The sequence below is a fragment of the Agathobacter sp. LCP21S3_B2 genome (assembly GCF_052118705.1).
In the GTDB taxonomy this organism is placed as follows: domain Bacteria; phylum Bacillota; class Clostridia; order Lachnospirales; family Lachnospiraceae; genus Roseburia.
This window is the reverse complement of the sequence record NZ_JBQKGQ010000006.1, coordinates 77,434-102,572: the sequence shown is the minus strand read 5'-3', so window position 1 is coordinate 102,572 and position 25,139 is coordinate 77,434. Positions and strand designations below refer to the sequence as shown.

Genomic DNA, 25,139 nt, shown 5'->3' with positions numbered 1-25,139 from the left:
TATTTTCCGTAAATCTATTATATGATTAGTGCATAAGGAAACACATTTATAGTTTAAGAATATCATAATATTGGGGTTAATACCATAACGGAGGTAAAAAATGCAGTCAAAATTCAAAAGAATCCTTTTTGGAGGAGATTACAATCCAAATCAGTGGCCTAAGGAGGTCTGGAAGCAGGACATGGCATACTTTAAGGATGCCCATATCAACAGTGCCACAATCAACGTTTTTTCATGGGCTAAAATACAGCCGTCTGAGAATGAGTATAATTTCACAGAGCTTGACGAAATAGTTGATATGCTCACAAATGAAAACTACGACATCGTCATGGCAACATCCACAGCGGCACTGCCTGCATGGATGGTCAAGAAATATCCTGAGACAATGAGCACCGACTACGAGGGACGCCAGCATAAATTTGGTGCCAGACACAATTTCTGTCCGAACTCCCTGGTATATCAGAAGTACGCAGAGGCTCTTGCGACAGAGATTGCAAAACGCTATAGCGGCAATAAAAATATTTCTGTATGGCACATCAATAACGAGTACGGCGGATACTGTTACTGTGACAACTGTCAGAAGCAGTTTCGTGTATGGCTCAAGGATAAGTACAAGACTCTTGATGCCGTAAACGATGCCTGGAACACAGAGTTCTGGGGACACACCTTCTATGACTGGGATGAGATAGTCGTACCTAACGAGCTCAGCGAGGAGGCCTGGGGTGGCATGACAAGCTTTGCCGGAATATCAACAGACTACAGGCGTTTTTACTCTGACAGCATGCTGAACTGCTATAAGCTGGAGCGCGATGCAGTAAAAGCTATCATTCCTGATGCACTTGTCACAACAAACCTGATGGGTACCTTCAAGGGTCTTGACTATTTCAAGTGGGCTAAGGAGATGGATATCGTGTCGTGGGATAATTACCCTGCATACGACACACCATGGAGCATGGTTGCGATGACTCACGACCTGATGCGAGGTCTTAAGGATGAGCCATTCATGCTCATGGAGCAGACTCCAAGCCAGCAGAACTGGCAGCACTACAATTCATTGAAGCGTCCGGGACAGATGCGTGCACAGAGCTATCAGACCATAGCCCATGGTGCAGACACTATCCAGTTCTTCCAGCTCAGACGAAGCAAGGGTGGCTGCGAGAAATTCCACGGTGCTGTAATAGCACATGTCGGAACAAACGACACAAGGGTATTTAAGGAGACTGCACAGCTTGGAGGGGAGCTTGAAAGCTTCGGCACAAGGACACTTGGCACACGTAATAAATCAGATGTGGGAATCATCTTTGACTGGGACAATTACTGGGCACTTGAGTACACAAGCGGACCTACACAGGACCTTAAATATGTTGACCAGATTCACCACTATTATGAGTATTTTTACAACAAAAATATCTCAGTCGATATGATTCCGGTTGACGGTGATTTTTCAAAGTATAAGGTGATTGCCGCACCTGTTCTGTACATGGTAAAGGAAGGGATGAAGGAAAAGCTTGAGAAGTTTGTGAAAAACGGCGGTACTCTAATCACAACATTTATGAGTGGTATTGTGGACCAGTCTGACAACGTGTATCTGGGCGGATATCCGGGACCGCTTCGCGAGATGGCAGGTGTCTGGGTTGAGGAAATTGACGCGCTCGCACCGGAGCAGTCAAACACTGTAAGCTTTTCGGATGGAAAAGAATATAAATGCAATCTGCTGTGCGACCTGATGCACCCGGAAGGTGCAGAAATACTCGCCACATATGAAAGCGATTTCTATGCAGGAATGCCTGCTGTCACAAAGAACATCTACGGAAAAGGCCATGTATACTATGTTGCCACACAGCTTGAGGCAGCCGGACTTGCAAGAGTGCTTGATGAAGCCACAAATGAAGTGTCTGTATCAGGTGTCATTGCTGAAGAGACAGGCCTTGAAATCACATGCCGCGAGAGCGAAAATACACGCTTCTACTTTGTGATGAATTTCACTGATGAAAAGCAGACTCTCCCTTCAAGCCTTGCAGGAATGGTTGACCTGATCACCGGAGAAGCAGCTAAAGAGGGCGATGTGATGAATAAGTGGGATGTGAAGATACTTCAGGAGGCACTATAAGAGAGTCTTATGCATTAAAACATATAGTAAGCTACACAAAAAGCCGCTGCATTTTTGTATCATTCACAACCGACAAAATCCCGGGTTGTCCGTACACACCTTAGTGTGACAGACAACCCGGGATTTTAATTATTAAGCATAGCTATATTTTATTTGTAAAAAATATTTCCAAGCATAAGATCCTTCTTGAAGTTTCTGATTGTTGTATCATTGTCGATAAATACAGCCTCAATGCCCATCATGGCTGCCCACTCGCCCATCTGCTCAGCGGTAAGGTCATATGTGAACGCTGTATGATGTGCTCCTCCTGCAAGTATCCATGCCTCTGCACCTGTGTAAAGGTCAGGCTGTGGTGTCCAGAAGTTTGTTGCTACAGGAAGCTTTGGCATAGGCTTCTCTGTCTTCTTGCAGTCAACTGTATTGATAATGAGACGGAAACGGTCACCCAAATCAACAAGTGATGTGGCGATACCGGTGCCCTCCTTTGATGTAAATACAAGTCTTGCCGGATCCTCTCTGTCACCCATTGTAAGTGGCTGGCACTTGATGCTTATAGGACCGTCTGCGATTGATGGACAAATCTCAAGCATATGCGCCTCGAGTATTCCCTCTTTGCCCTTCATGAGATTGTAGGTGTAGTCCTCGAGCATTGATGTACCCTTGGCATCCTTCTTTCCTGCTGTCATGATCTTCATGAGACGAACCATTGCTGCAACCTTCCAGTCTCCCTCAGCTCCAAAGCCATATCCCTTTTCCATGAGACGCTGGATTGCAAGTCCCGGAAGCTGCTTTAATGCTCCAAGATCACCAAAGTGTGTTACGATTGCCTGATAATTCTTCTCCTCAAGGAATCTCTCAAATCCAAGCTCAATCTGTGCCTGTACCGCTACATGCTTCTTGAACTCCTCAGGATCTCTGCCCTCAAGCAGGATATCGTATTTGTCATAGTACTCATCTACGAGCGCGTTTGTATCTGACTGTGAAACTGCTGCAACAGACTCTGCAATTTCATTTACAGGGTAAGCATCCACTTCCCAGCCAAACTTAATCTGAGCCTCTACCTTGTCACCCTCTGTAACAGCAACATTTCTCATATTGTCAGCTACACGCATTACACGGATGTGACTGCTCTCTACCACACCGACTGCTACGCGCTGCCATGATGCAATCTTTTCCTGTACTACAGGATCTGACCAGTGTCCCACAACGACCTTTCTCTCTATACCCATACGTGTAACAATGTGTCCCCACTCTCTGTCACCGTGAGCTGCCTGATTCTCATTCATGAAGTCCATATCAATTGAATCGTATGGAATCTCCTCATTGTACTGTGTATGTAAATGAAGTAACGGCTTTCTGAGCTCCTTGAGTCCTAAAATCCATGACTTTGCAGGTGAAAATGTATGACACCATACGATAACACCGGCGCACTCATCATCTGTATTGGCCTCGTTGAAGGTCTTTCTGATGAGCTCATTTGTGATGAGTGTCGGCTTCCAGACTACCTCAAACGGAAGCTTTCCTGACTCATTTAATTTGGCTACAATCTCCTTTGAATGTGCTGCAACATTTGCAAGGCACTCATCTCCGTACAGGTCCTGCGAGCCGGTGCAGAACCAGAATTTGTAATTTTTTACTGCTAACATAGTTCCTCTCCTTTATTTTATTTTATTTTTTATTTTTATTTGTGTTTATTTATATTTCTCTCGTGGTTTTTATTTCAAATACATAATAATACTAATCATTAAAATCAAAATAAGTTTTTGTGCTCATTTTATGGTTATTTACGGTTATCTTATGTGTCCGTTTTTCTTCATAACGTATGCATCCATACCCTCATCTGATTAAGTCCGCGATTTCCCCACATATAATATGGTATAGCCCTTGCTATTACAGACTTTTGTCTCGGTGGCTTCTCAGAATACAGCGCATCTGAGCCTTCAAGTCTCACTGCAGGAATATCTAAAAGAACCGCGCCCTTTAATATTCCCTCAGCTTCTGTTTCAATCTGTGCTTCATTAAGCCTTGACACATCTATCATCAGACTCTGCACATCATCATCATTGTCCACTCCTTCAAAAGCGTACACTACCGGACCTCTTTGCAAAGCTGCACATCCTATATCCTCTCTTACCTTTGTATTGGCATATATTACACGGATATCCATATTGAAGCTGATTTCTATAACATCGTTATCATGCCATTTATTTTTTATATAGATATAGCCATCCCTATAAGAATAGAACACATCTGCTTTTGCCTCACTATTCTCTTTTAACCTCATGCCATTGAGTGTCACCTCAAAGCTCTTCAGATATCCCGGAATATGTATTGCAACAGCAAATTCATCGCCTGTCTTCGGTGTAATGCTGTATGAAACATGTCCCTTCCAAGGATATTCACTGACAACCTTTATATCTGCTTTTTTAAGCCGAGCCTCCTGACCGATGAAAAGATGTGAATAGATTACATCATCATCCTCATCCCACGCATATCTGCCCAGAGATGTAACCATACGCACAAGATTCGGAGGACAGCATGCACATGCATACCAGCCCGGTCTTTCAGGAATGACATGCTTATAGCCAAATATTTCTCCCGATACTCCGGGATTTACCTCAAGCGGATTCACATAAAAAAATCTCTTTCCATCAAGCTGCATTCCACTTATAATTCCGTTGTATAATTCCCTCTCCATGACATCTGCGTATTTGCCGTTTTTGCTCATTTTAAGCATCTGCTTTGCAAAGAAAACAAGCCCTATCGATGCACAGGTCTCAGCGTATGCCATATCATTCGGCAGCTCATACTCCTTCGTAAAGGCCTCTCCCTCCACTGTTGAGCCTATACCTCCTGTTATATACATCTTCTTTTCTGTCATGTTATTCCACAGTCTCTCACAGGCGGCAAAAAGCTTTTCATCGTGCTCCGTTGCTGCCAGATCTGCCATGGCTGTATACATATAGACAGCACGCACACTGTGTCCTACCGCTTCTTCCTGTTCATAAATGGTAGCATGGCTCTGGTTATACTTTATATCATTAGGAACCATTCCAAAATGATTCCAATCACGCTTTGCGGCTTCCTCGGCAAAAAAAGCGGGATTTTTCCCCCTCTCCTCAAGAAAATATCTCGCCTGCTTTTTGTAGGCCTCATTTCCTGTTGCATGATACATGCGCATCAGACCTATTTCAACCTCCTGATGCCCCGGTATTCCGGGCAGCTTGTCAGGCCCGAATCTGTCTATGATGTGTCCCGCCATGCCTTCCATAACCTTAAGCAGCTTATCCTTGCCGGTAGCCTCATAATATGCGACAGCAGCCTCCATCATATGACCTGCACAGTACAGCTCGTGACACTCAAGCAGATTCTGCCATCTGTGCTCAGGCTCTTTTATTGTGAAATATGTATTCAGATATCCATCCGGCTGCTGTGCTGCAGCGATAATATCTATAATGTCATCAGCTCTCTTTTCAAGCGCAGCATCAGGCTTTATTATCAGAGAATATGCCACTCCCTCAAGCCATTTTGCCACGTCACTGTCCTGAAAGACCATACCGTAAAACTCGCCCTGTGAAAGGCCTGCTGCAATCTTAAAATTCTCTATTGCATGACTTTTTTCCACTCCGGGCTGTCTGTCATTAAGCACGTCTTCCTGAAACGGAATGACAACATCTGTCACAAGCTCCTGCATATGTCCCCAAAACGGATCCTCTATTTTTATATTCTTTAAATCCATATTCTACTCTCTCCATATTATATAGCCGTTTTTATAACTTTTTTGCTGTGTGCCTTATTATAAAAGGTCAGCTTGCATATGTACGGTTTACCTCAAGCTCCCGTGCGATATCCTCCGGTGTCATGTATTTCTTGAACACACGCTCCAGACAATAATTTTTTATACATCCAAAACCTCCCGGAAACAGCACAACCAGCCATAGTATGTCCCTGCACCAGAACAGTATGAATAAAAATACTGCAACCAGCAAAATGGACCAGCCAAGATTTGCAAGCATCATGAAAAGTGATTTTTTAAGAGCCTCCTTTACCGTACACTCAAATCTGGCCATGTATGAAAACAGATAAAATGCCCATGCAAGTACAGCACCCGATAATACCAGAAAGAAATAGTACATCATTCCAAGATATGTTCCGGCCTTAAGCTGCTGTTTCATGAGCATACAGTCTGCCACAAGAAAAGCTGCCGGTATAAGCCATACAATAAAAGCAAGTGTTGATTTTTTTAAATTACTTTTAAAAGCTTTCCAGTATTCAACATAAGCATAGCTCTTTTTGTTTCTTATACACTTATTTACAGTATAATAAACTGCCGTAGTTGATGCACCTATGGTAACAAGAGGGATGCTGGTGACAAACCAGAAAATCCCAAGAATAAGCATGTCAACTGCAGTATTTACTATAGATAAAATTTTGTTGTCGTAATTTAATCCCCGTGGCATATTATCTGTCCTTTCTTAATCTGAACAATTTTGTTTTAATACATAACTATTCAGAACCACTTGAGGAACAGGAAAACCTGCTTTTTATTCCCCGTGATTCTGAATAGCTGTTTTAATATTATTTCGATAATCTAAGTGTAACAACACTGCATGCCGGAAGAGTAACCTTCACACCGGTCTGTGTATTTTCATATGCTGTGAAATCCTTCTCATCCACTACCTCAGGTGCTTCAAAGGTATTGTGTGCATCCATGGCACCTTCGATGTATCTGGCCTCACTTACACTGTATTTGTCACCCTCATTTGTGAGCATAATATCAACATCCTCTGACGACTCAAGAGAATTGTTTGTAAGTGTGACTGTAATCACTCCATCCTTATCCTCTGATACAGACTCAAAAACCTTCGGAAGCTCATTCTTTCCTGTACCAACTGTAGTTCCTCCTACAAGAGAGCTGTCCAAAAGAGCTGCGCCCTGATGATGTCTCATCATATGGAATACATAATATGTAGGTGTCTTTATCATCTTATCGCCGTCTGTGAGCATTACAGACTGAAGCACATTTATAAGCTGTGCAATACATGCCATCTTCACACGGTCGGAATGCTTGTTGAAAATGTTTAATGTCATACCTGCAACAAGCGCATCACGCATTGTGTTCTGCTGATATAAGAATCCCGGATTGGTACCAGGCTCCACATCTGACCAGATGCCCCACTCATCAACAATAAGACCTATATTCTTATCAGGATCATACTCATCCATTATAGCTCCATGACGATTGATGAGCTCCTCCATAAAATATCCTCTCTTAAGAGTCTGATAAAAAATATCCTCTGTAAAATCTGTCGCACTTCCCTTGATATTCCAGTCATCCTCTGTCTCCGGAAGTGTGTAATAATGAAGTGATAATCCATCCATCTGACCATGGAATCTCGGCTCGCAATGGTCAAAGCATGTAGCCATCACCTTCTTTGTCCACTCATAGTCATCCACATTTGGACCACAGCAGATTTTATTGATTGGCTGATTGCCTGCATAATTTCTGACATAAGTCTGGTATCTGCGGTATTCATCTGCATAATGCTCAGGACGCATGTTTCCGCCACATCCCCAGTTCTCATTTCCGACTCCGAAGTAGTCGATAGTCCATGGTTCTTCGTGTCCGTTTTCCTTACGCAAGTCAGCCATAGGTGATACTCCGTTAAATGTGATGTACTCTACCCACTCACTCATCTCGCGTACTGTTCCGCTTCCTAAATTTCCGTTCACATATGTCTTACAGCCCAATTGTCTGCAAAGCTCAAAAAACTCATGTGTTCCGAAGCTGTTGTCCTCAACTACACCACCCCAGTGGGTGTTGATCATCTTTTTTCTCTTCTCTTTAGGACCGATACCATCCATCCAGTGATACTCATCTGCAAAGCAGCCGCCCGGCCAGCGGAGCACAGGTATCTTCATTTCCTTTAATGCATCTACAACATCAGTACGCATGCCGTTTACGTTTGGTATATCTGAATTCTCCCCTACAAATAATCCCTCGTAGATACATCTTCCGAGATGCTCAGAAAAATGTCCATAAATCTCCGGAGCAATTGTGCTCTTTTTTTTCTCATTATTAACAATAATTTTTGCCATATTTTCTCCTTTATCTCTTATGCATTATTTTTAAGTTATCCCTTAACAGCTCCTGCGGTCATACCATCGATGATATATTTCTGGAAAATCAAAAAGATAATAAATATCGGTAAAATACCAAACATTGAGCCTGCAATAAGTACATCATAGTTGTTTCCGTATGGTGTGAGAAGAGTGTTAAGTCCGATAGGAAGTGTAAACTTCTCTGCGCCTTTAAGCACAAGCAATGGCCAAAGGATTGCATTCCATACACCCATCGCTGACAATATACCCATAGAAGCAAATGCCGGCTTTGTGAGTGGGAGTATTATTTTTGTTGCAATACCGTACTCTGTAGCACCGTCAATTCTTGCCGCATCCAAAAGATCCTTAGGCAGACCTGACAGATACTGCTTGAAGAAAAATATGGTCGATGCCGAGCAGAGTCCCGTTATAATAACACCAACATATGAATCAATAAGTCCGATTGCAATAATCTCTTTGTAAAGAGGAAGCATAAGTATCTCAAACGGTACCATCATTGTTGCAATTACCAAAAAGAACAGGAAGTTCTTCAGCCTGTAATTGTACATTGTCAGTCCATAAGCTACAAAGTAGCAGATGAGAAGTGTAAGCACCACCGATACAATTGTAATAATAAGAGAGTTCTTATACCACATAAAATACTTCTGGCTGTCTGCATTGCCTGAAAACAGATAAGTATAATTATCAAGGCTCATCGTTGAGAAATCAAGATCAATTGAAAGACCTCTTCTGATAAGCTCCTTGCCCGGTCTAAACGATGCTAAAAGACCTGCAAAGACCGGAAATACTATTATCGCACAAAGTATTACGAAGAATCCTGTGCCTAAAACAACGCCAACCTTATGTCTTGGTGTGTCTTTGACAGAACGCACTTTTTTCTTTTTATCTGCCATTTTTTAGTCCTCCTCGCGTTTAAATGTTCCGTTACATACAAGCTGTATTATATTAATTGCAAGTGCTATAACCAAAAGCACCATACCAACCGCACATGCATATCCCATGTCATTTTTCTCAATACCACGCTTATACAGATATCCTACAATGGTGAGTCCTATGTTCTTTGGCGAATTGTTGCCCGCCCACAGCATATATGACTCAAGGAACATCGCAAGTCCTGCATAGATTGATATTGTCAAAACATAGATTGTTGTCGGTCTGAGTAAAGGTAATGTCACGTAACGGAATTTCTGCCAGCCGTTTGCTCCATCAATCTCAGCCGCTTCATACAATGAAGTATCAATTGACTTTAGTCCTGAAAGGAAATAGAGCATATTTACACCGGTCCATCTCCAGCAGGCCAAAACCAAAAGTGCTGCCATTCCTGTCCAGCCGACCTTCAACCATTTAAAAGGCTCCATGCCGAGTGCCATTACAATTTTGTTCATCTGTCCTGTGCTGTACTCTGTGAACATCAGACGAAACAGAGTACCTGAAATAACTACAGATGTAAGAGCCGGCATATAAAGCACTGCTTTCCATACACCCTTTGCCTTTACAAGATTACTGTCCATAAGCACTGCAAAAAGCATTGGGAACGGAATCAGTAATACAAGTGTCCAGAACATATATGTTGCACTGTTTTTTATCGCTGTATGGAACACTGTATCCGACAACAGCTTCTTATAATTATCTATACCCACAAAGCCTGTTTCAAGTGGTGTAATCTTCTCAAAGCTCATAAATACAGATGAGCAGAGAGGGTAAATCCAGAATATTGCAAAGCTTAATATAAATGGTATAACAAATACATATGGCGCAACCTTTTGTGAATACAAGAATTTTTTAATCTTCAATTTACGCACCTCTTTCTTATTAATAAAGGGAGGCCGGAGACCAAACCTCCAGTACCTCCCCTTTTAAGAGCTATAAAATTACTCTTCCTGCTCCATATCTACTGCCTCCTGCAGCTCCTGTAATGCGTCATCCACGCTGTAATCAGGATCCTCAAGTACCTCATTGAGAGTTGTATTACATACATTCTCATTAATTGTAGGACTAATTTTAACTACAGAAATCTTGCCAATATTGTCCATTCCGATAGAATTGAGCACATCGTATGGATAATTGATGAAGAACTGATTGTACTGGTTTTCATCATTGTGAGCAAATGTATCATTTGTCCAGCAAGCTGTGTTACATACATCAAATCCAAGTGTATCCCAGATATTCTGCTCACCAACCTCAGACATCTTAGCCCAGCAAAGGAATTCTGCTGCAAGTTCTTTTGCCTTAGACTGCTGTGTAACAACTGTACCTGTTCCACCGATACCTACTGAGCACTTCTGTCCTTCCTCGAATGTAGGACATTTTGCGATGTACCAGTTACCCTTCTCATCAGGCATATAGTTTGTGAAACGGCTCATATACCACATTGCCTTAGGGAATGAAACGATGTTGTGATCCATGATGTTCTGGAAACCAGCCTCAAGGTCAACATGTCCGTCAGGTGATACCTCTGCAAGATCACTCTTTAACCATTTCTGCTGCATTGTGAGCATTTTCTTAACTGAATCAAGCTGTACATTTGCCTTTCCGTCAAATCCTCCTGTCCAGTCCTCTCCGTACTCAGCCATTGCAAGCCATAACCAGTCTGTTCCGGCTGTATCAACAGATGTCCAGTATTTTGTACCCTTCTCACCTGCTGCCTCAACATACTCTGTTCCAAGTGCCTCGTAATCATCCCAGGTCTTTACTCCATCAATCTTTGCGATGACATCAGCCTGTGAAAGACCCATTGCATCTCCCATAGCCTTTACGTTGTAGTACATAACTGTGGCGCCTACATGATAAGGTGCTCCGTAGTAATGTCCATCAGAACCCTGATATGTCTCCATTCTGGCAGGAACCATTGTGCTCATGTAATCCTTTGTATAATCATCAAGTGGTACTAACCATTTATCCTGACCTGCAACTACGTTAGGGAACTGTCCAACCTCAACATCACAGATATCAGGAGCTCCTGTACCGGCCTCAAGTGATGTAAGAAGCTTTGTATGCATATCGCCATATGGATATGTAGTACATGTAATCTCGATTGTCTTGTCCGGATGATCCTTATTCCACTGCTCTACCATTGTGCCGTAGTGCTGTGCATGGAGTTCAACGAATGTCCACATCTCAAGGTGTGTTCCCTTTGAATCTCCGTAAGTGTTTGTCACTACCTCTGACTCAGCAGCTTCTGTTCCCCCATCTGCTGCTTCTGTTCCGTTTTTGCTGCCGCTTCCACAGCCGGCAAGCATTGTTACTGCCATTGTTGCACACATCAGTGCACTAACTAATTTCTTTTTCATTTTCCTTCCTCCTGTTAAAATGAAATTGAATTGATAAGTTGTATTAACTTCCTGCCCTAATCTCATGCTGGGCTTATTGCTATTTGACTAAAACAGGTCGTTAATGTGTTTTGTTTATGTACATAATATACATGAGAGTAGCTGCAATGTCAATATTTATTTTAGATTATTTTAAACTATTTTAAACATTGTTTAATAATGTCTAAATTTTTATGTTTTTTTCTTCTCTAAACGTATCTAAGCTATACATATTGCACAATACATTTAATTTAAAGTTAATGTAAATAAATTCCAAAACTATATACAATAATTTATTGACAACATAGTAGCATATTTTTATAATTATTATATGTTTTACACACAAGAATTTCATTTTTAATTTTATAAAATATTTTAGGAGAATCTATATATGATACATATCACATCATTAGATGACGGTCTCGAACTGTTTAAAGCTCTCGGCTCTGATATTCGTATCCAGATTTTAAAAATTCTGCTCGAGAATAACCAGATGAGCATGAATCAGCTTGCAAACGAGCTAAACATCAGCAATGGAGCTTTAACCGGACATATAAAAAAGCTTGAGGAGTGCGGACTTATCTCCACCTCAAACGATTCATCCGGTCACGGCAACCAGAAGCTGTGTTCACTGATTCAGGATCGTATATTAGTAGAAATCGAAAAGCCAATAGACTTAAGCAACGTATACAACACCTCCATAAAGGTAGGGCAGTTCTCATCTCACAACGTCTGTCCAACCTGTGGCATGGCTACATCCTTATTTGTGATAGGAGAGCTCGATGACGTGCGTTACTTTGACCACCCTGACCGCTTCAATGCTGACATTATGTGGTTCACAAAGGGATATGTGGAGTACGTGATTCCAAACCTCATTCCACGTAATCAGAAGATCACCCAGCTTTCACTCTCTGCCGAGATAAGCTCCGAAGCTCCCGGTATTGATAACAACTGGCCAAGTGATATAAGCTTTTATATCAATGACACCCTGGTTGGCACCTGGACCTCTCCCGGTGACTATGGAGATGTACGTGGAATGTTCACCCCTGAATGGTGGCCTCAAAACTGGAATCAATACGGTCTCCTCAAGCTTTTGGTCATAAATCATAAAGGCACCTTCATAGATGGTCTTAAGATATCAGATGTCACAACCTCTGAGCTAAATCTTGACTACACAAGCACCATCCGCTTCCGCATAGCTGTCGAGGAGGATTCTGCCCATATCGGTGGACTCACAATATTCGGAAAAAGCTTCGGTAACTACGATCAGGACATTGTTGTATCCATCAATTATGCCCCTCTTGACGCTGAAAAAACCACTAAATAATAATAAAATGACTGCGGAAATCAAAACCGCAGTCATTTTGTTATTATTTTATTTGTACTACCACTTTTTATGAGGACAGTGCGAAACACCTGTAAGTGCCCTAAGCTCCACATAACAGCCGCATGCATTACAAGTTCCGGCATTAAGCCTGTCACACGCCTTGCACACTGCAAGCCTTGCCTCATACTCTTTTTCCGGCACTCTGTCTTCGCCCTTTATCGCATCAACATATTTTTTTATCATTGCTGCGTCGGCCTCTGCCATTTCTCTAAGCAGACACTTCTTACATATCAGTTCCATGTGATGTCCCCTTTCTTTTGCCTTATCAGTTATACGAAAACACAGGACGTCCATCCTTCCATCCAAACCGCATGAGCATTGCATGACGATTTGGATTATACAGTGGATTTCCCACAATTTCAGTCTCCGTTCTTGCATGGTATACCATTATGTCATCACCGTTTTCATCTACGGTAAACGAATTGTGTCCGGGTCCGTAAACTCCTGCTGCCTCATCAGAGCGAAGCACCGGATAACGATCCTTTTCCCACGAACGCGGGTCAAGCAGGTCTGAGCTTTCATCTGCAGTCAAAAGTCCAACACAATAATGTATTCCCGTATCACTGGCTGAAAATGTAACAAATACCTTGCCATTTCGTTTTAAAACTGCCGGGCCCTCATTCACCCAGAAGCCGTACCTTTCCCAATCATAATCAGGTGTGGTCAAAAGCACCTGTACAGTATCAAGTGTGTATCCGTTTTTCATGCGTGCTATATACAGATTTGAAATCTGCTTTCCCACTCCGACCTTTTCTGCCCAGATATAGTACCACACATTATTTACTTCAAAAACTGTTGCATCAAGTGAAAATGCTTCAAACGAAAACTCATCCCCGTCTGCTCTTTGCATCTTGCCTTTCTCAATCCAGTTATCATTAACCGGGTCATCCCCCTGACATTCCAATACATACGGCCTTATTGCCCAGATATCATCCTTATCACCGCCTGCATAGTAGATATACCATTTTCCAAACAGATAATGAAGCTCCGGTGCCCATATATGTATGCTCTGCGGTCCACTCTCATGCTTGTGCCAGATTTCAGTCTCATCCGCTGTCTCAAGTCCAGCAAGCGTATCTGATTTTCTAAGTACAATCCTGTCGTACTCTGGCACTGACGCTGTAAAGTAATATGCTCCGTCTGTATGTCTGTATACATATGGATCTGCTCTCTGCAGTATCCATGGTTTATTATATTTTAATGTATTATCCATATTTTTCTCCGTCTATTCTAATATTGTTATTATCTGTCTAACTATCTAACTATTTACATATCTGCCTAATTTGAAACGTAACTATAAATATTTCACGCCCCAGACACTCTTATTTTCACCAACGGCTGAAAAAGTCATCACATCACTTCCGGCCTCATCCTTCATTTGACAGAACACACCGGAGTATTTTTTACCGTCTATAGTGATATTCATATAGTATGAGCCATCCTTGCATTCCCAGGTACCCTCTGACTTTTCTCCCTTTACCTTTCCGTTTTTTTCAAGATAAAGAATCACCGGATTTGCAATTTTTGAATCTATTGCCGTTCCCTGGTTTATAACATAGTATCGTCCGATAATATCATCTGTGTCGTAGCCGTCCTTATTAACAGTCTCCCCCTGTGTCTGATAAGGCAGCTCACATGGCCAGCCATCCTCATTCACAAGCATCTGATGTACTCTCGGTGAATGACCCTCTCCATTGTCGTTAAATCTGGTATGATAAACCAGATACATCCTGCCGTCATCATCCACAAAGGCCGAATTATGCCCCGTTGCCATATATGCTTTTTCAAGACTCGGAAGCTTATAGTTGCCTGTGAGCTTCAGTCCGAAATTCTGGTGTTGTGCACTTTTTTCAGGATATTTGCCATTCATATCCACATATTCACCATCGACTGTCTTTGAGCGGAACACTCTGACCTGATAGCCTCCATTGCTTGTCAGAGCGCCATACGACACAAACAGATAATAATAACCGCTTGCCTCATCATACATGATATACGGTCCCTCAATCGAAATATGGCCGCCTCCCAAAAGACGCTTTCCATAATACGGATCCACATTGTTTGCTTTATCTGCTTCAGGATGGATAACAAGTCCTGTTGTCTTGTCAATTTCCAACAAAAATATTCCGCCGCTCCATGAACCATATACCATCCACATTCTGCCATCCGCATCATAAAACACAGTCGGATCTATCGCATTCGGATAGTCCTCATAATTGTACTGCGCCCCCTTGATATAGTTCTTGTAAGCATAGTCCTCATCCACATAGTCAAGCACATCTGTACCTGAAATCGTCTTTCTGTTGAAGCCTGAGTATATCAAAGCCCCCTGCCATTCATACGGTCCCTCAGGTGTTGTTGATGTGCCATAGCACAGATTTGATGCATTCCATGTGGATGTCGTACAATAATACATGTAGTAAAGTCCTGTTGTCTCATTGTAGATTACATCCGGTGCCCACACATGCACCTGTTTATCATCCGTCTTTATCAATGAGTTCTTGCTTCCAGAATACGCAAAGGCTTCATCTGCCACATCATATATCTGTCCGTATACAGGATTTTTCTTTGAGTATCCATCAGCAACCTTTTCCCAGTTTAACAGGTCACTGCTTTTTGCTGCAGACATATGGGAACCAAAGATATAGTATTCACCATCCGCCTTAAGTATTGACGGATCATGAACCGATACTTTCGATGAAACATCCCCTGTTTTTATTCCATCGTAGCTGACCTTAAAGTCATAGCTTGTTGTTCCACACGCCACAAGCCCTACCGACATAGCTGCGACGAGTGCACACGAAATGGCCTTCTTCTTTCCATTCCTTATCATGATTTCCTCCCTGTGAATAAATCACATGTTTCATTTAAGCTGATACATATATATGTATCAAATTAATAGTTACGCTCGCCCAGCATTTATAGCTTTAATATATCAGATAAAAACCTATAACACAATATATATTTTAAATTTTATTAAATTATTTTACACTAATTAAAACATTAAAGTTTTTATATGTATACAAAGTAGAAGAAAGGACAGCCGGGATACGGTTGTCCTTTCTTTTATTAGTTTATTATTATATTAGGGAAAATATGAAAAATCATAAAACCAAACTATTTTAAATACTTATAAAAAATCCTTCACTGATGCATAAATGCCCTCTGCATCCAATCCGTATTTCTTAAGCAAAGATACAGCAGGACCTGACTCACCAAAGCAGTCCTGTATGCCTATTGTCTTTACCGGTGTTGGAGCCTTGCGCGAAAGTGTCTCACATACCGCGGCTCCAAGTCCTCCTATTACAGAGTGCTCCTCCACAGTAACCACCCTGCCGCATTCCTTTGCTGCGGCTACAATAAGCTCCTCATCCAGAGGCTTGATGGTATGTATATTTATTACCTTTGCATTTACGCCATCTGCTGCAAGCTTTTCTGCCGCCGCAAGTGACTCTGCCACGCACAAACCGGTAGCTATGATAGCTACATCCGTTCCCTCACGGAGTGTAACACCCTTTCCGATTTCAAATTTATACTCTGCATTGTCATTTATTATCGGTGTTGCAAGACGGCCAAACCTCATGTATACAGGGCCCTCATGCTCATAAGCTGCCTTTACGGCGGCTTTTGCCTCTATATCATCACTTGGGTTTATTACAACCATGCCTGGAATTGCTCTCATGAGTGCAATATCCTCGTTGCACTGGTGGGTAGCTCCATCCTCTCCTACCGAAATACCTGCGTGTGTCGCACCGATTTTCACATTGAGATGAGGATATCCAATAGAGTTTCTCACCTGCTCAAACGCACGACCTGCCGCAAACATGGCAAATGAACTGGCAAAAGGCACCTTTCCCGTTGCTGCGATTCCTGCAGCGATACCCATCATATTGCACTCTGCGATACCACAGTCTATGTGACGATCCGGAAATTCCTTTTTGAAAATGGCTGTCTGTGTGGCAGCCGCAAGGTCAGCATCAAGAACATATACGTCATCGTGCTCCTTTGCAAGCTCTACAAGTGCATTTCCGTAGCTGACACGTGTGGCGATTTTCTTTACTTCTGACATAATGCTTCACCTTCCTTTCTCAGATCCTCCATGGCAACTGCATACTCCTCATCATTAGGAGCCTTGCCATGCCAGCCGACCTGATTTTCCATAAATGAAACACCCTTGCCCTTTACGGTATGTGCTATAATTGCCGTCGGCATACCCTTTGTATTTCTTGCCTCTTTAAATGCGTCAGCAATCTGATCCATGTCATTTCCATCCTTCAGATCAATCACATGGAAATTAAATGCCTTGAATTTCTCACCAATAGGATATGGTGAGCACACCTGATCCACTGGTCCATCAATCTGAAGTCCGTTGTTATCAACTATAACAACAAGGTTATCAAGCTTTCTGAAGCCCGCAAACATGGCAGCCTCCCAGACCTGTCCCTCCTGAATCTCGCCATCGCCGAGAAGTGTATATACTCTGTAATCATCATTTGTAAGCTTTGCAGAAAGTGCCATGCCCACTGCCGCAGAAATGCCCTGTCCGAGCGAACCGCTCGACATATCCACACCCGGGATATGCTTCATGTCAGGATGTCCCTGTAAATATGATCCCAGATGTCTGAGTGTCTTTAAATCCTCAACCGGAAAATAGCCTCTCTGCGCAAGTGTAGAGTAAAGTCCCGGAGCAGTGTGTCCCTTTGAAAGCACAAAACGGTCTCTATCCGGCTTTTTAGGATTCTTTGGATCAATGTTCATCTCCTCAAAATACAGATATGTAAATATATCTGCTGCAGAAAGTGAGCCGCCCGGATGTCCCGCCTTTGCAGAATGCACAGCCGTGACGATACCCTTCCTGACTTCATTTGCTGTAATCTGAAGCTCTAATTTGTTCATTTTGTTCTCCTGTTAAATCTATGACATAAAATAAAATATTTATACCTGTCTTTGGTTTATAATATCTAATCCCCAAATACGGCTCTGTAATCAGCCTGGAACTTCTCGATTCCCTGATCTGTAAGTGGGTGCTTTGTCATCTGCTCGATAACCTTGTAAGGAATTGTTGCGATATCAGCTCCTGCAAGTGCACAGTCTGTGACATGAATCGGGTTTCTGATTGAAGCTGCAATAATCTCTGTATCATATCCATAGATATCAAAAATCTCTGAAATCTGTCTGATCAGCTCAATGCCCGGCTGGCTGATATCATCAAGTCTGCCAAGGAAAGGTGAAACATATGTAGCACCTGCATTTGCAGCAAGAATTGCCTGATTTGCTGAAAAAATAAGAGTAACGTTTGTCTTGATGCCCTCTGATGAAAGCACCTTGACAGCCTTAAGTCCCTCAACTGTCATAGGAATCTTAACTACCATGTTTGGATGGATAGCTGCGATTTCACGTCCTTCTTTTATCATGCCCTCTGCATCAACTGTTGTGGCTTTTACCTCTCCGCTTATCGGTCCGTCAACGATAGATGTGATTTCTTTAATTACCTCATTGAAGTCTCTGCCCTCTTTTGCGATGAGTGAAGGGTTTGTTGTAACTCCACAGATGACTCCCATATCGTTTGCTTTCTTAATGTCCTCGACATTTGCTGTATCTACGAAAAACTTCATTTAATAATACCTCCATCTTATATGATTTGCGTTTGCTTTTATTTGATGATATAAATATAACACTTCAAAAGCATAAATGCAATAGTAAAAGCAAATAAAAGTAAAAATAAGTGTAATTAAATATCGCCAAACAAAAGCAAACATAAATAATTGAAAATACTGGCTTTATTTACTTATTTGAGTTATTATATATTTATGCAATGCTTTGTGATAGAAATATGTACGTAAAAATACAACAGAAATCAAAAGAAAGAGGAAAATCTATGCTGCAATTAGAAAGACAACAAAAGATTCTCGATTATTTAAAAGAAAATCGCAAGGCCACCACCAATGAGCTCAGCGAACTGCTTGGTGTATCGACCACTACTATAAGAACAGATTTAAACCAGATGGATAAGGAAAAGCTTCTGACAAAGACTCACGGCGGTGCTATCTACAAGGATAAAACCCATGACATGACTGATTTAACCTCGAGGGCCTATCTGTTCCATGACCGCGCTCTGGAAAACAAGGAGGCCAAGGAGGAGATTGCAAACGAGGCGATAAAGCTCGTGGGCGACCATATGTGTATCTTCCTTGATGCCAGCTCCACAGCCTACACTCTCGGCATGAAGCTTTCAGGCTTTACAGAGCTGACCGTCATCACCAATGGCATCAATCTGGCTTTAGAGCTAAAGGATATCCCCGGTGTCACAGTCATCCTGACAGGCGGTATCGTAACCAGTGCATCCGCTTCCATAGAAGGACTGCTTGGCGCTGATTTACTCAAAAAGATACACACAGATATCGCGTTCGTGTCAGCAAGAGGCTTCTCTGTAGAAGACGGACTGACTGATTTCAGTATATACGAGGCTGATTTGAAGCGCATGTGTATCAAGGCCTCCGCTAAAACTGTGGCTCTTGTAGACCACACCAAGTTTGATACCACATCCATATCAAGCTATGCATCGCTTGATGACATCAATATGGTAATCACCGACTCCGGTATCTCACCTGAGACAGCAGATATATATGAGAAGGCAGGCACTGATATTGTTATATCCGGAATATAAATGAGACAATATAGCCATATAAAAGTATAAGTACAAATATAACTATTAAGTACAAGTACAAATATAAATATAAATATAAGCATAAGTACAAATATAACTATAACTGTATATATAGATCCATCAAAAATGACACGCAACGTTTTACGGCTGCGTGTCATTTTATAGTTGTCTTATACGCTTAATGCATCAGACTATCTTATATGCATTTCTGCCCTTTTCCTTCACATCATTGAGCACTTCATCCACCATCTTAAACAGCCTAGAAAACTCATCCGGCACCTTTACATCCGGGGCGATAACATATGCCTGTGATACAGTCAGATACTCATCCACCTTAGAGCTCTCATGAAGTATCTGTTTTTTGGCAAGCTCAAGTCTTATATGCTCGGCTATATTTTTAATGATATCCTCATCCGTTTCCTGCAGGATTATGTAGAATTCATCACCATAGAAATGATACCCCATTCCCTTATCTTTGATGCTCTCATTTATTATGGATGACACTTCTTTTAGCACTGCTTCACCGGTGACTCTGACACTGTTTCTGTTAAATGACTTGAAGAAATCTATATCTACTACTCCAAACGTGATTCCTGCACCATCTGAATCCTGATTTTTGCTCACAAGCTTTTCAAAATCGTTTCGCATCTTGAACTTATTGCCCATGCCTGTAATCATATCTGTGTAGTTGAGTCTGACTGCCTTACGGCGCTCATACTCAGTCTCCTGAATCTGAAGCTTAAGGTCGATTATATCACCAAGACGCTTTATCTGCTCCTTCACCTGCATAGAGTGGAGATTTGCGTAATATACGCACAGCTTGTTGTACGCCTCTGTATCACCCATGGCGCTCTCATATTTCATCCACATCTTGACACAGGTCTTCTGGAAAAACAGATTTTGCGTATCATTGGCAAATCTTTCATACTCCACAATAACCTTTTTCCATGCATCGAACTCCCCCATATTCATAAACAAATTGCAAAGGCTTAGTATCTCAAGCACATAATCGGCAGAATTGATATTGTTTATCGCACCCTCAACCAGCTCTTCCACATGATCTCTGACCTCATCCTCATTTCCCATTTTCCATAGCAAATGTGCCTGTGACATGTCTATCAGAAATCTGTTTTTAGCGCTGCCAGCTATCTCATTAAAGAGTATCGCGTCAGAAAGATGCTTTTCTGCCTTTTCAAACTCATTAATTCCTGTGTATGATATGCACAGATTCAGATGAAGCATGAGAAGCTCCTGATAATAGTTATCCCTCTCTCCATGCAGCGGTGGCTTGCACAGCTCCAGTGCTTCGTTAAAATATCTGACAGCCTTCTCATACAATCCAAGCTCCATATAAAGTGAGCCGATATTATTGTTTACAAGCATGATTATCTCAGTTGAGCCCTGCTCCACAGCTACATCCATAGCCTCTAAGTAGCAGTCAATCGACATGCTTACATCTCCAATGGATGCATATATTACTCCCATAAAATTGACAGTCTTTGCCATCTGCTCATATGCGCCACAGCTCTTATAAAGATTGGCTGTCTCCTGTGCCTTCTTCTCTGCCAAAAAAAGCTTATTCTCGCCAAATAAGGCTACTGCCTCATCCATACATCTGTCTGCCTTTTGCAATATACCCATAAAAACCCTCCTATAGATGACAATACAATCTATTTCTCAGCAAGATACTGCTTATATCCAACCTGTTTCAGTTTCGCATCCTTTGCTACAACCTGAGCCTTCATATCTGCTGTATACTTTTTGATTTTCTCAAGAATAGCATCATCACCTGCTGCAAGTATCTTTGCTGCAAGGATTGCTGCATTTTTCGCACCGTCAATTGCAACTGTGGCAACAGGCACTCCAGGTGGCATCTGCATGATTGAGAACACTGCATCCATTCCATCCAGATTCTTTCCTGAAAGCGGTACTCCGATAACAGGAAGGGCAAAAAGCGCTGCACACATGCCCGGAAGGGCTGCCGCCATTCCCGCTCCTGCTATTATTACCTTTACATCTCTATCACAAGCGCCTCTTGTCCACTCAATAAGCTCATCCGGCTCACGGTGCGCCGAGATAATGGTAAGCTCATACTCTATGCCGAGCTCCTCAAGCATATCTGCTGCCTTACTCATCACCTTTAAATCTGAGTCACTGCCCATAACTATTCCAACTTTTGCCATTTTATCCTCCTTATATGTCTAATAATTATTTGCTTTCTGCATCAAGCGTATCGAGCGGTTTGTTCAACTCTTCTACGCCCTCAAGCACAAATCTGCCATCTCTTATTATATCACATGTTGAGCCATCGTGTCGAATAACTGTGATGGCTCCAAGCTCATCATACGGTATTGTGATATCCGTGTGACAGTTGAAATATGCCTTTGATATATCCTCTTTTCTGCGGATGGAAACTGAATTGTCCCTGGCAATGATTGCCTTTCCGTCAGGGTTATATGTCATATTGTCCTCATCATATGTGTAGCAGGTATCACCCACTGCAAAGTGCGGTCCTGTCTTCTCTGCGATGAGAATAGGCATCTTTGCCGCGATATCGTATACTCTCGCCATACGGTAGGCTGTAGTATTGGTGCCTATGGCAAACTCACCCATAGGCAGTGTGTCGTGATGGAAAAGCACATTGTCTGATATATACTTTCTGTTTTCTTCCTCCTCCTCAAAATTGGTGCATGTATATTTATCAATCATGCCATCCTTAAAGTCGATTTCCAGATTAAGGAAATTAAGCTCATTGAGATATACCTGACTGACATGCAGCTTGCCGTTTGTGCCCTCTAACACCGGTGAAGTAAACACCTCTCCGACAGGGATATTTACATCAGCCACACAGTTTTCAAAGGCTGTCTCCTTTGAAGGCTCCTTAAGCTCATGAATCTTGACATACAAATCTGTCCTGTTGCCGTTTGTACCGACGATATGCACCCTGTCTGCCGTATCAAGCACATCTATGATTTTCTGCTGCATATCCCTGTAGAGTGCATAATCAAGAGTATTAATCTTTACAGTCTCCGTAAAAATCTCCTTATAATCAGGTCCGATTGCAGCACACGGATAGGCAATAATCGTAAAGCTTCTGTCCTCGCTGTGGATATAGCTGTTCATATACTGTGAGCGCACACCTGTCATATGGACTACAAGCTTCTGCTGCTCATCATTAAAGTGCGCAGCCTCCTTCTTTGAAACCGGAGCAAACGGCTCCTCTCCAAATATCTCTATGACAGCCGGTCCTCCACATTTGCATGCTACATCCTTCATTCTCTCAAGTGCATTGTGCATGCACTCAAGACGATACTCCACATATGCCTTGTCAAGCCACAGTGCCATATCCTCCTTGTGGTCATAGTCAAACTGCTTATTGACCGATGTGGAAAATGGTCTCATGGCAGGCTTCATGCCCATTTTCTCAAAATTCTTTAATGCTGCTCTTATCATACGCTCAAAGCCAAGCGGATAAATCACCTGAACCACCGACTTCTTTGAGATATCCTTGTTGCAGATAATAAAGCCAATGCGGTATCCTTCCGTATAGGTATCTGCCATGGCCTGTATCTCTTCATCTGAAAATGAAGCCAGATGTGCTCTGCCGGCGCGCTCATTCTCTCCGACATACAGTCCGTAGGAATACAGATAATCATCATTTGACAAATCTGCCTCATTTACAAGCTCTGTATAGTAATCATATGCCGGGTCAAGAAGTGCTCCGTTGTCATCCTCTGCAAAAATCTCCTCATAATCATGCATGAACGAATATATACATCCCCTTATCTCATCAGGACTCAGCTCATTGGCATTCTCAAAATAATTGTAAAGCTCTACAATAAGCTCTGCATAAATGCAGAGATATTTTATATCTCCCTGAAAGATATGCGTGATGCTTCCGGCAATTTTTGCATATACAGCCGATAAAAGCTGACCATACTCATCTCCGAGCACCTTTACGGCATATGCCGGGTTGGCATAGCTTTTCTCGTAATTTTCTTTATCAAACTGTGAATAGAATAAATCGTTAAATTCCTTATCTGCACTATGGTTCTTAATAGTGTTGATGCACTTTGCCGCACTTCTGAAATAATCTGCAAAAGCCGGCTCTGTCGCAGGTTCTCTGACGATCTGCTCTATACGCTCCTCCACAAGCTCTAATCGCTCTGCGTAAAGCTCATTGGAGAGCTCATAAATCTCTTTATAACTCATATATCCCTATAATCTTTCTATTTTATAATTCAAATGTTCATGACAGTTTTATCGCACTATTGATATAATGCACGTAACTGTTCAGTACCTTCACAGTTGCGAGCCGCAAGCACATTAGAATCAGCTGCGCTGATGGGCGCTTGCTCCTACATAATATACGTTTTCTTACGAAATATGCGGTACCGCATATTTCTGTACTGAATAGTTACAAATGCGCTAAATTATAAAGCCGACAACATACGTTCCACCCCAGCTAATCACTGTGATAAGCGCAAAAAACACTGCTAACCTCGGAAATGTCATGAATGCTTTTTCATCAAAAAGGCTGCTGACAGCAAATACAAAATCGGCTATTGATGCGCCTAACATCAGTATTCCGACGCTTCCAAAATACATGGATAATCCGCCATTTGTTCTGATTGCTGTATTCAAAAAAACTATATATATAATCTCTATGAGGATAGCCACAACAAGTGCAGCTATCCCCTTCTTAGATTGCTTCTTTTCCGTAAACTTATACCTGTTACGTTTTCTTCTGCTATGCAATTTATATTCTCCTATTTGCAGCCGTACTGCTTATAGTACTCGTCTATTGCTGCTTTGATTGTGTCATCAATGACTACTCTGCCATCATGCTCTCTGTTGTAGAGATACTCTGTGACCTCTGCCATTGTGACGATTGCCTTGCCCTCAAAGCCGTACTTCTCATGGATTTCGTCAAGCGCACTCACTTTGCCGCCCTGTCCGACTTCCATTCTGTTAAGGCTCACCATAAGGCCTACGATTGTGACATCAGCAGCCTCTCTTACCTTTGGTACTGTCTCCTCCATTGATTTGCCTGATGTGGTGACATCCTCTATCATGACTACTCTGTCGCCATCCTTAAGCTTGCTTCCAAGGAAACCTCCCTTGTCTGCACCGTGATCCTTTGCCTCTTTTCTGTCTGAGCAGTAGCGCACCTCTTTGCCATAGAGCTCATGGTATGCGATGGCTGTTACCACTGCAAGCGGAATTCCCTTGTATGCAGGTCCGAATAATACATCAAAGTCATCACCGTAGTTTGCATGGATTGCCTTTGCGTAGTACTCTCCGAGTCTCTTAAGCTGTGAGCCTGTCACATATGCTCCCGCATTCATGAAAAATGGTGATTTACGGCCGCTCTTTAATGTGAAATCACCAAATTTCAGCACGTCACTCTCCACCATAAAGTCTATAAATTCGCTCTTATAGCTTTCCATTGTATGTTAATCCTCCTGTGTGTTTTTCTTTAAATTATCTTTGTCAATTTTACCACATTGGGGCGTGCTTTTCAACGTGGAAATATTAGTTGTT

At 42.1% G+C, this 25,139-nt stretch carries 21 protein-coding genes; 3 read left to right on the top strand and 18 right to left on the bottom strand.

The features are described from left to right. Positions 1-100 precede the first annotated feature (100 nt). Positions 101-2,110 carry a beta-galactosidase gene (locus ACTQ1L_RS06090; protein WP_441365988.1) on the top strand — a complete coding sequence of 670 codons (2,010 nt, stop codon included), beginning with the start codon at positions 101-103 and terminating at the stop codon, positions 2,108-2,110. A gap of 149 nt (positions 2,111-2,259) precedes the next feature. On the opposite strand, the gene araA is transcribed toward ACTQ1L_RS06090, so the two are convergent. The 7 genes from araA to ACTQ1L_RS06055 all read right to left on the bottom strand — a co-directional run bounded on the left by araA (position 2,260) and on the right by ACTQ1L_RS06055 (position 11,523). After that, on the bottom strand, positions 2,260-3,756 hold the full coding sequence (gene araA, locus ACTQ1L_RS06085; protein ID WP_117718554.1) for an L-arabinose isomerase: 1,497 nt from the start codon (positions 3,754-3,756) through the stop codon (positions 2,260-2,262). 167 nt (positions 3,757-3,923) lie between these two features. Further along, a complete protein-coding gene (locus ACTQ1L_RS06080; protein WP_441365986.1) occupies positions 3,924-5,849 on the bottom strand; it encodes a glycoside hydrolase family 127 protein in 1,926 nt (641 codons plus the stop codon). Positions 5,850-5,916: 67 nt separating this feature from the next. Then, entirely contained in the window at positions 5,917-6,570 is a 654-nt protein-coding gene (locus ACTQ1L_RS06075) for a YesL family protein (RefSeq protein WP_441365985.1), read from the bottom strand. 118 nt (positions 6,571-6,688) lie between these two features. Further along, positions 6,689-8,209: an alpha-N-arabinofuranosidase gene (locus ACTQ1L_RS06070; RefSeq protein WP_441365983.1), complete on the bottom strand. Its 1,521-nt coding sequence runs from the start codon at positions 8,207-8,209 to the stop codon at positions 6,689-6,691. Positions 8,210-8,244: 35 nt separating this feature from the next. Beyond that, positions 8,245-9,126 (bottom strand): carbohydrate ABC transporter permease, encoded by an 882-nt coding sequence (locus ACTQ1L_RS06065; protein ID WP_081021632.1) that lies wholly within the window; start codon positions 9,124-9,126, stop codon positions 8,245-8,247. A 3-nt stretch (positions 9,127-9,129) separates the two neighbouring features. Beyond that, the gene (locus ACTQ1L_RS06060; RefSeq protein WP_441365981.1) at positions 9,130-10,026 is read right to left on the bottom strand and encodes a carbohydrate ABC transporter permease; all 897 of its coding nucleotides are present in this window, start codon (positions 10,024-10,026) and stop codon (positions 9,130-9,132) included. Positions 10,027-10,104: 78 nt separating this feature from the next. Further along, positions 10,105-11,523, bottom strand: a complete 1,419-nt coding sequence (locus ACTQ1L_RS06055) for an ABC transporter substrate-binding protein (RefSeq protein ID WP_441365979.1) — start codon at positions 11,521-11,523, stop codon at positions 10,105-10,107. 409 nt (positions 11,524-11,932) lie between these two features. Here ACTQ1L_RS06055 and ACTQ1L_RS06050 point away from each other — a divergent pair, with 409 nt between their 5' ends. Further along, positions 11,933-12,868 carry an ArsR/SmtB family transcription factor gene (locus ACTQ1L_RS06050; RefSeq protein WP_441365978.1) on the top strand — a complete coding sequence of 312 codons (936 nt, stop codon included), beginning with the start codon at positions 11,933-11,935 and terminating at the stop codon, positions 12,866-12,868. A 57-nt stretch (positions 12,869-12,925) separates the two neighbouring features. On the opposite strand, the gene ACTQ1L_RS06045 is transcribed toward ACTQ1L_RS06050, so the two are convergent. From ACTQ1L_RS06045 to fsa, 6 genes are all read right to left on the bottom strand, one after another. Then, complete coding sequence (locus ACTQ1L_RS06045) at positions 12,926-13,168, bottom strand: DUF6171 family protein (RefSeq protein WP_012743281.1); 243 nt, start codon at positions 13,166-13,168, stop codon at positions 12,926-12,928. A 25-nt stretch (positions 13,169-13,193) separates the two neighbouring features. Further along, positions 13,194-14,141, bottom strand: coding sequence for a glycoside hydrolase family 43 protein (locus ACTQ1L_RS06040; protein ID WP_117481280.1), 948 nt, complete (start codon positions 14,139-14,141; stop codon positions 13,194-13,196). Between the two features lie 81 nt (positions 14,142-14,222). After that, entirely contained in the window at positions 14,223-15,761 is a 1,539-nt protein-coding gene (locus ACTQ1L_RS06035; protein ID WP_441365975.1) for a glycoside hydrolase family 43 protein, read from the bottom strand. A 297-nt stretch (positions 15,762-16,058) separates the two neighbouring features. Beyond that, complete coding sequence (locus ACTQ1L_RS06030) at positions 16,059-16,997, bottom strand: transketolase family protein (RefSeq protein WP_441365973.1); 939 nt, start codon at positions 16,995-16,997, stop codon at positions 16,059-16,061. Continuing rightward, positions 16,985-17,824, bottom strand: coding sequence for a transketolase (locus ACTQ1L_RS06025; protein ID WP_055062028.1), 840 nt, complete (start codon positions 17,822-17,824; stop codon positions 16,985-16,987). Before ACTQ1L_RS06025 ends, ACTQ1L_RS06030 begins: the two co-directional genes overlap by 13 nt. A gap of 65 nt (positions 17,825-17,889) precedes the next feature. After that, a complete protein-coding gene (fsa, locus tag ACTQ1L_RS06020) occupies positions 17,890-18,543 on the bottom strand; it encodes a fructose-6-phosphate aldolase (RefSeq protein WP_012743285.1) in 654 nt (217 codons plus the stop codon). 263 nt (positions 18,544-18,806) lie between these two features. Here fsa and ACTQ1L_RS06015 point away from each other — a divergent pair, with 263 nt between their 5' ends. Beyond that, positions 18,807-19,595 (top strand): DeoR/GlpR family DNA-binding transcription regulator, encoded by a 789-nt coding sequence (locus ACTQ1L_RS06015; protein WP_441365971.1) that lies wholly within the window; start codon positions 18,807-18,809, stop codon positions 19,593-19,595. Between the two features lie 186 nt (positions 19,596-19,781). Here the strand turns inward: ACTQ1L_RS06015 and ACTQ1L_RS06010 are convergent, their stop codons facing one another. The 5 genes from ACTQ1L_RS06010 to pyrE form a co-directional block, all read right to left on the bottom strand. Next, positions 19,782-21,236 (bottom strand): tetratricopeptide repeat-containing diguanylate cyclase, encoded by a 1,455-nt coding sequence (locus ACTQ1L_RS06010; RefSeq protein WP_441365970.1) that lies wholly within the window; start codon positions 21,234-21,236, stop codon positions 19,782-19,784. Between the two features lie 29 nt (positions 21,237-21,265). Next, positions 21,266-21,778: a 5-(carboxyamino)imidazole ribonucleotide mutase gene (purE, locus tag ACTQ1L_RS06005; RefSeq protein WP_055062031.1), complete on the bottom strand. Its 513-nt coding sequence runs from the start codon at positions 21,776-21,778 to the stop codon at positions 21,266-21,268. Positions 21,779-21,803: 25 nt separating this feature from the next. Continuing rightward, on the bottom strand, positions 21,804-23,807 hold the full coding sequence (locus ACTQ1L_RS06000) for an aminopeptidase (protein ID WP_441365969.1): 2,004 nt from the start codon (positions 23,805-23,807) through the stop codon (positions 21,804-21,806). A gap of 216 nt (positions 23,808-24,023) precedes the next feature. Further along, entirely contained in the window at positions 24,024-24,353 is a 330-nt protein-coding gene (locus ACTQ1L_RS05995) for a hypothetical protein (RefSeq protein WP_321111966.1), read from the bottom strand. An 11-nt stretch (positions 24,354-24,364) separates the two neighbouring features. Further along, on the bottom strand, positions 24,365-25,045 hold the full coding sequence (gene pyrE / locus ACTQ1L_RS05990) for an orotate phosphoribosyltransferase (protein ID WP_306782744.1): 681 nt from the start codon (positions 25,043-25,045) through the stop codon (positions 24,365-24,367). Positions 25,046-25,139 lie beyond the last annotated feature (94 nt).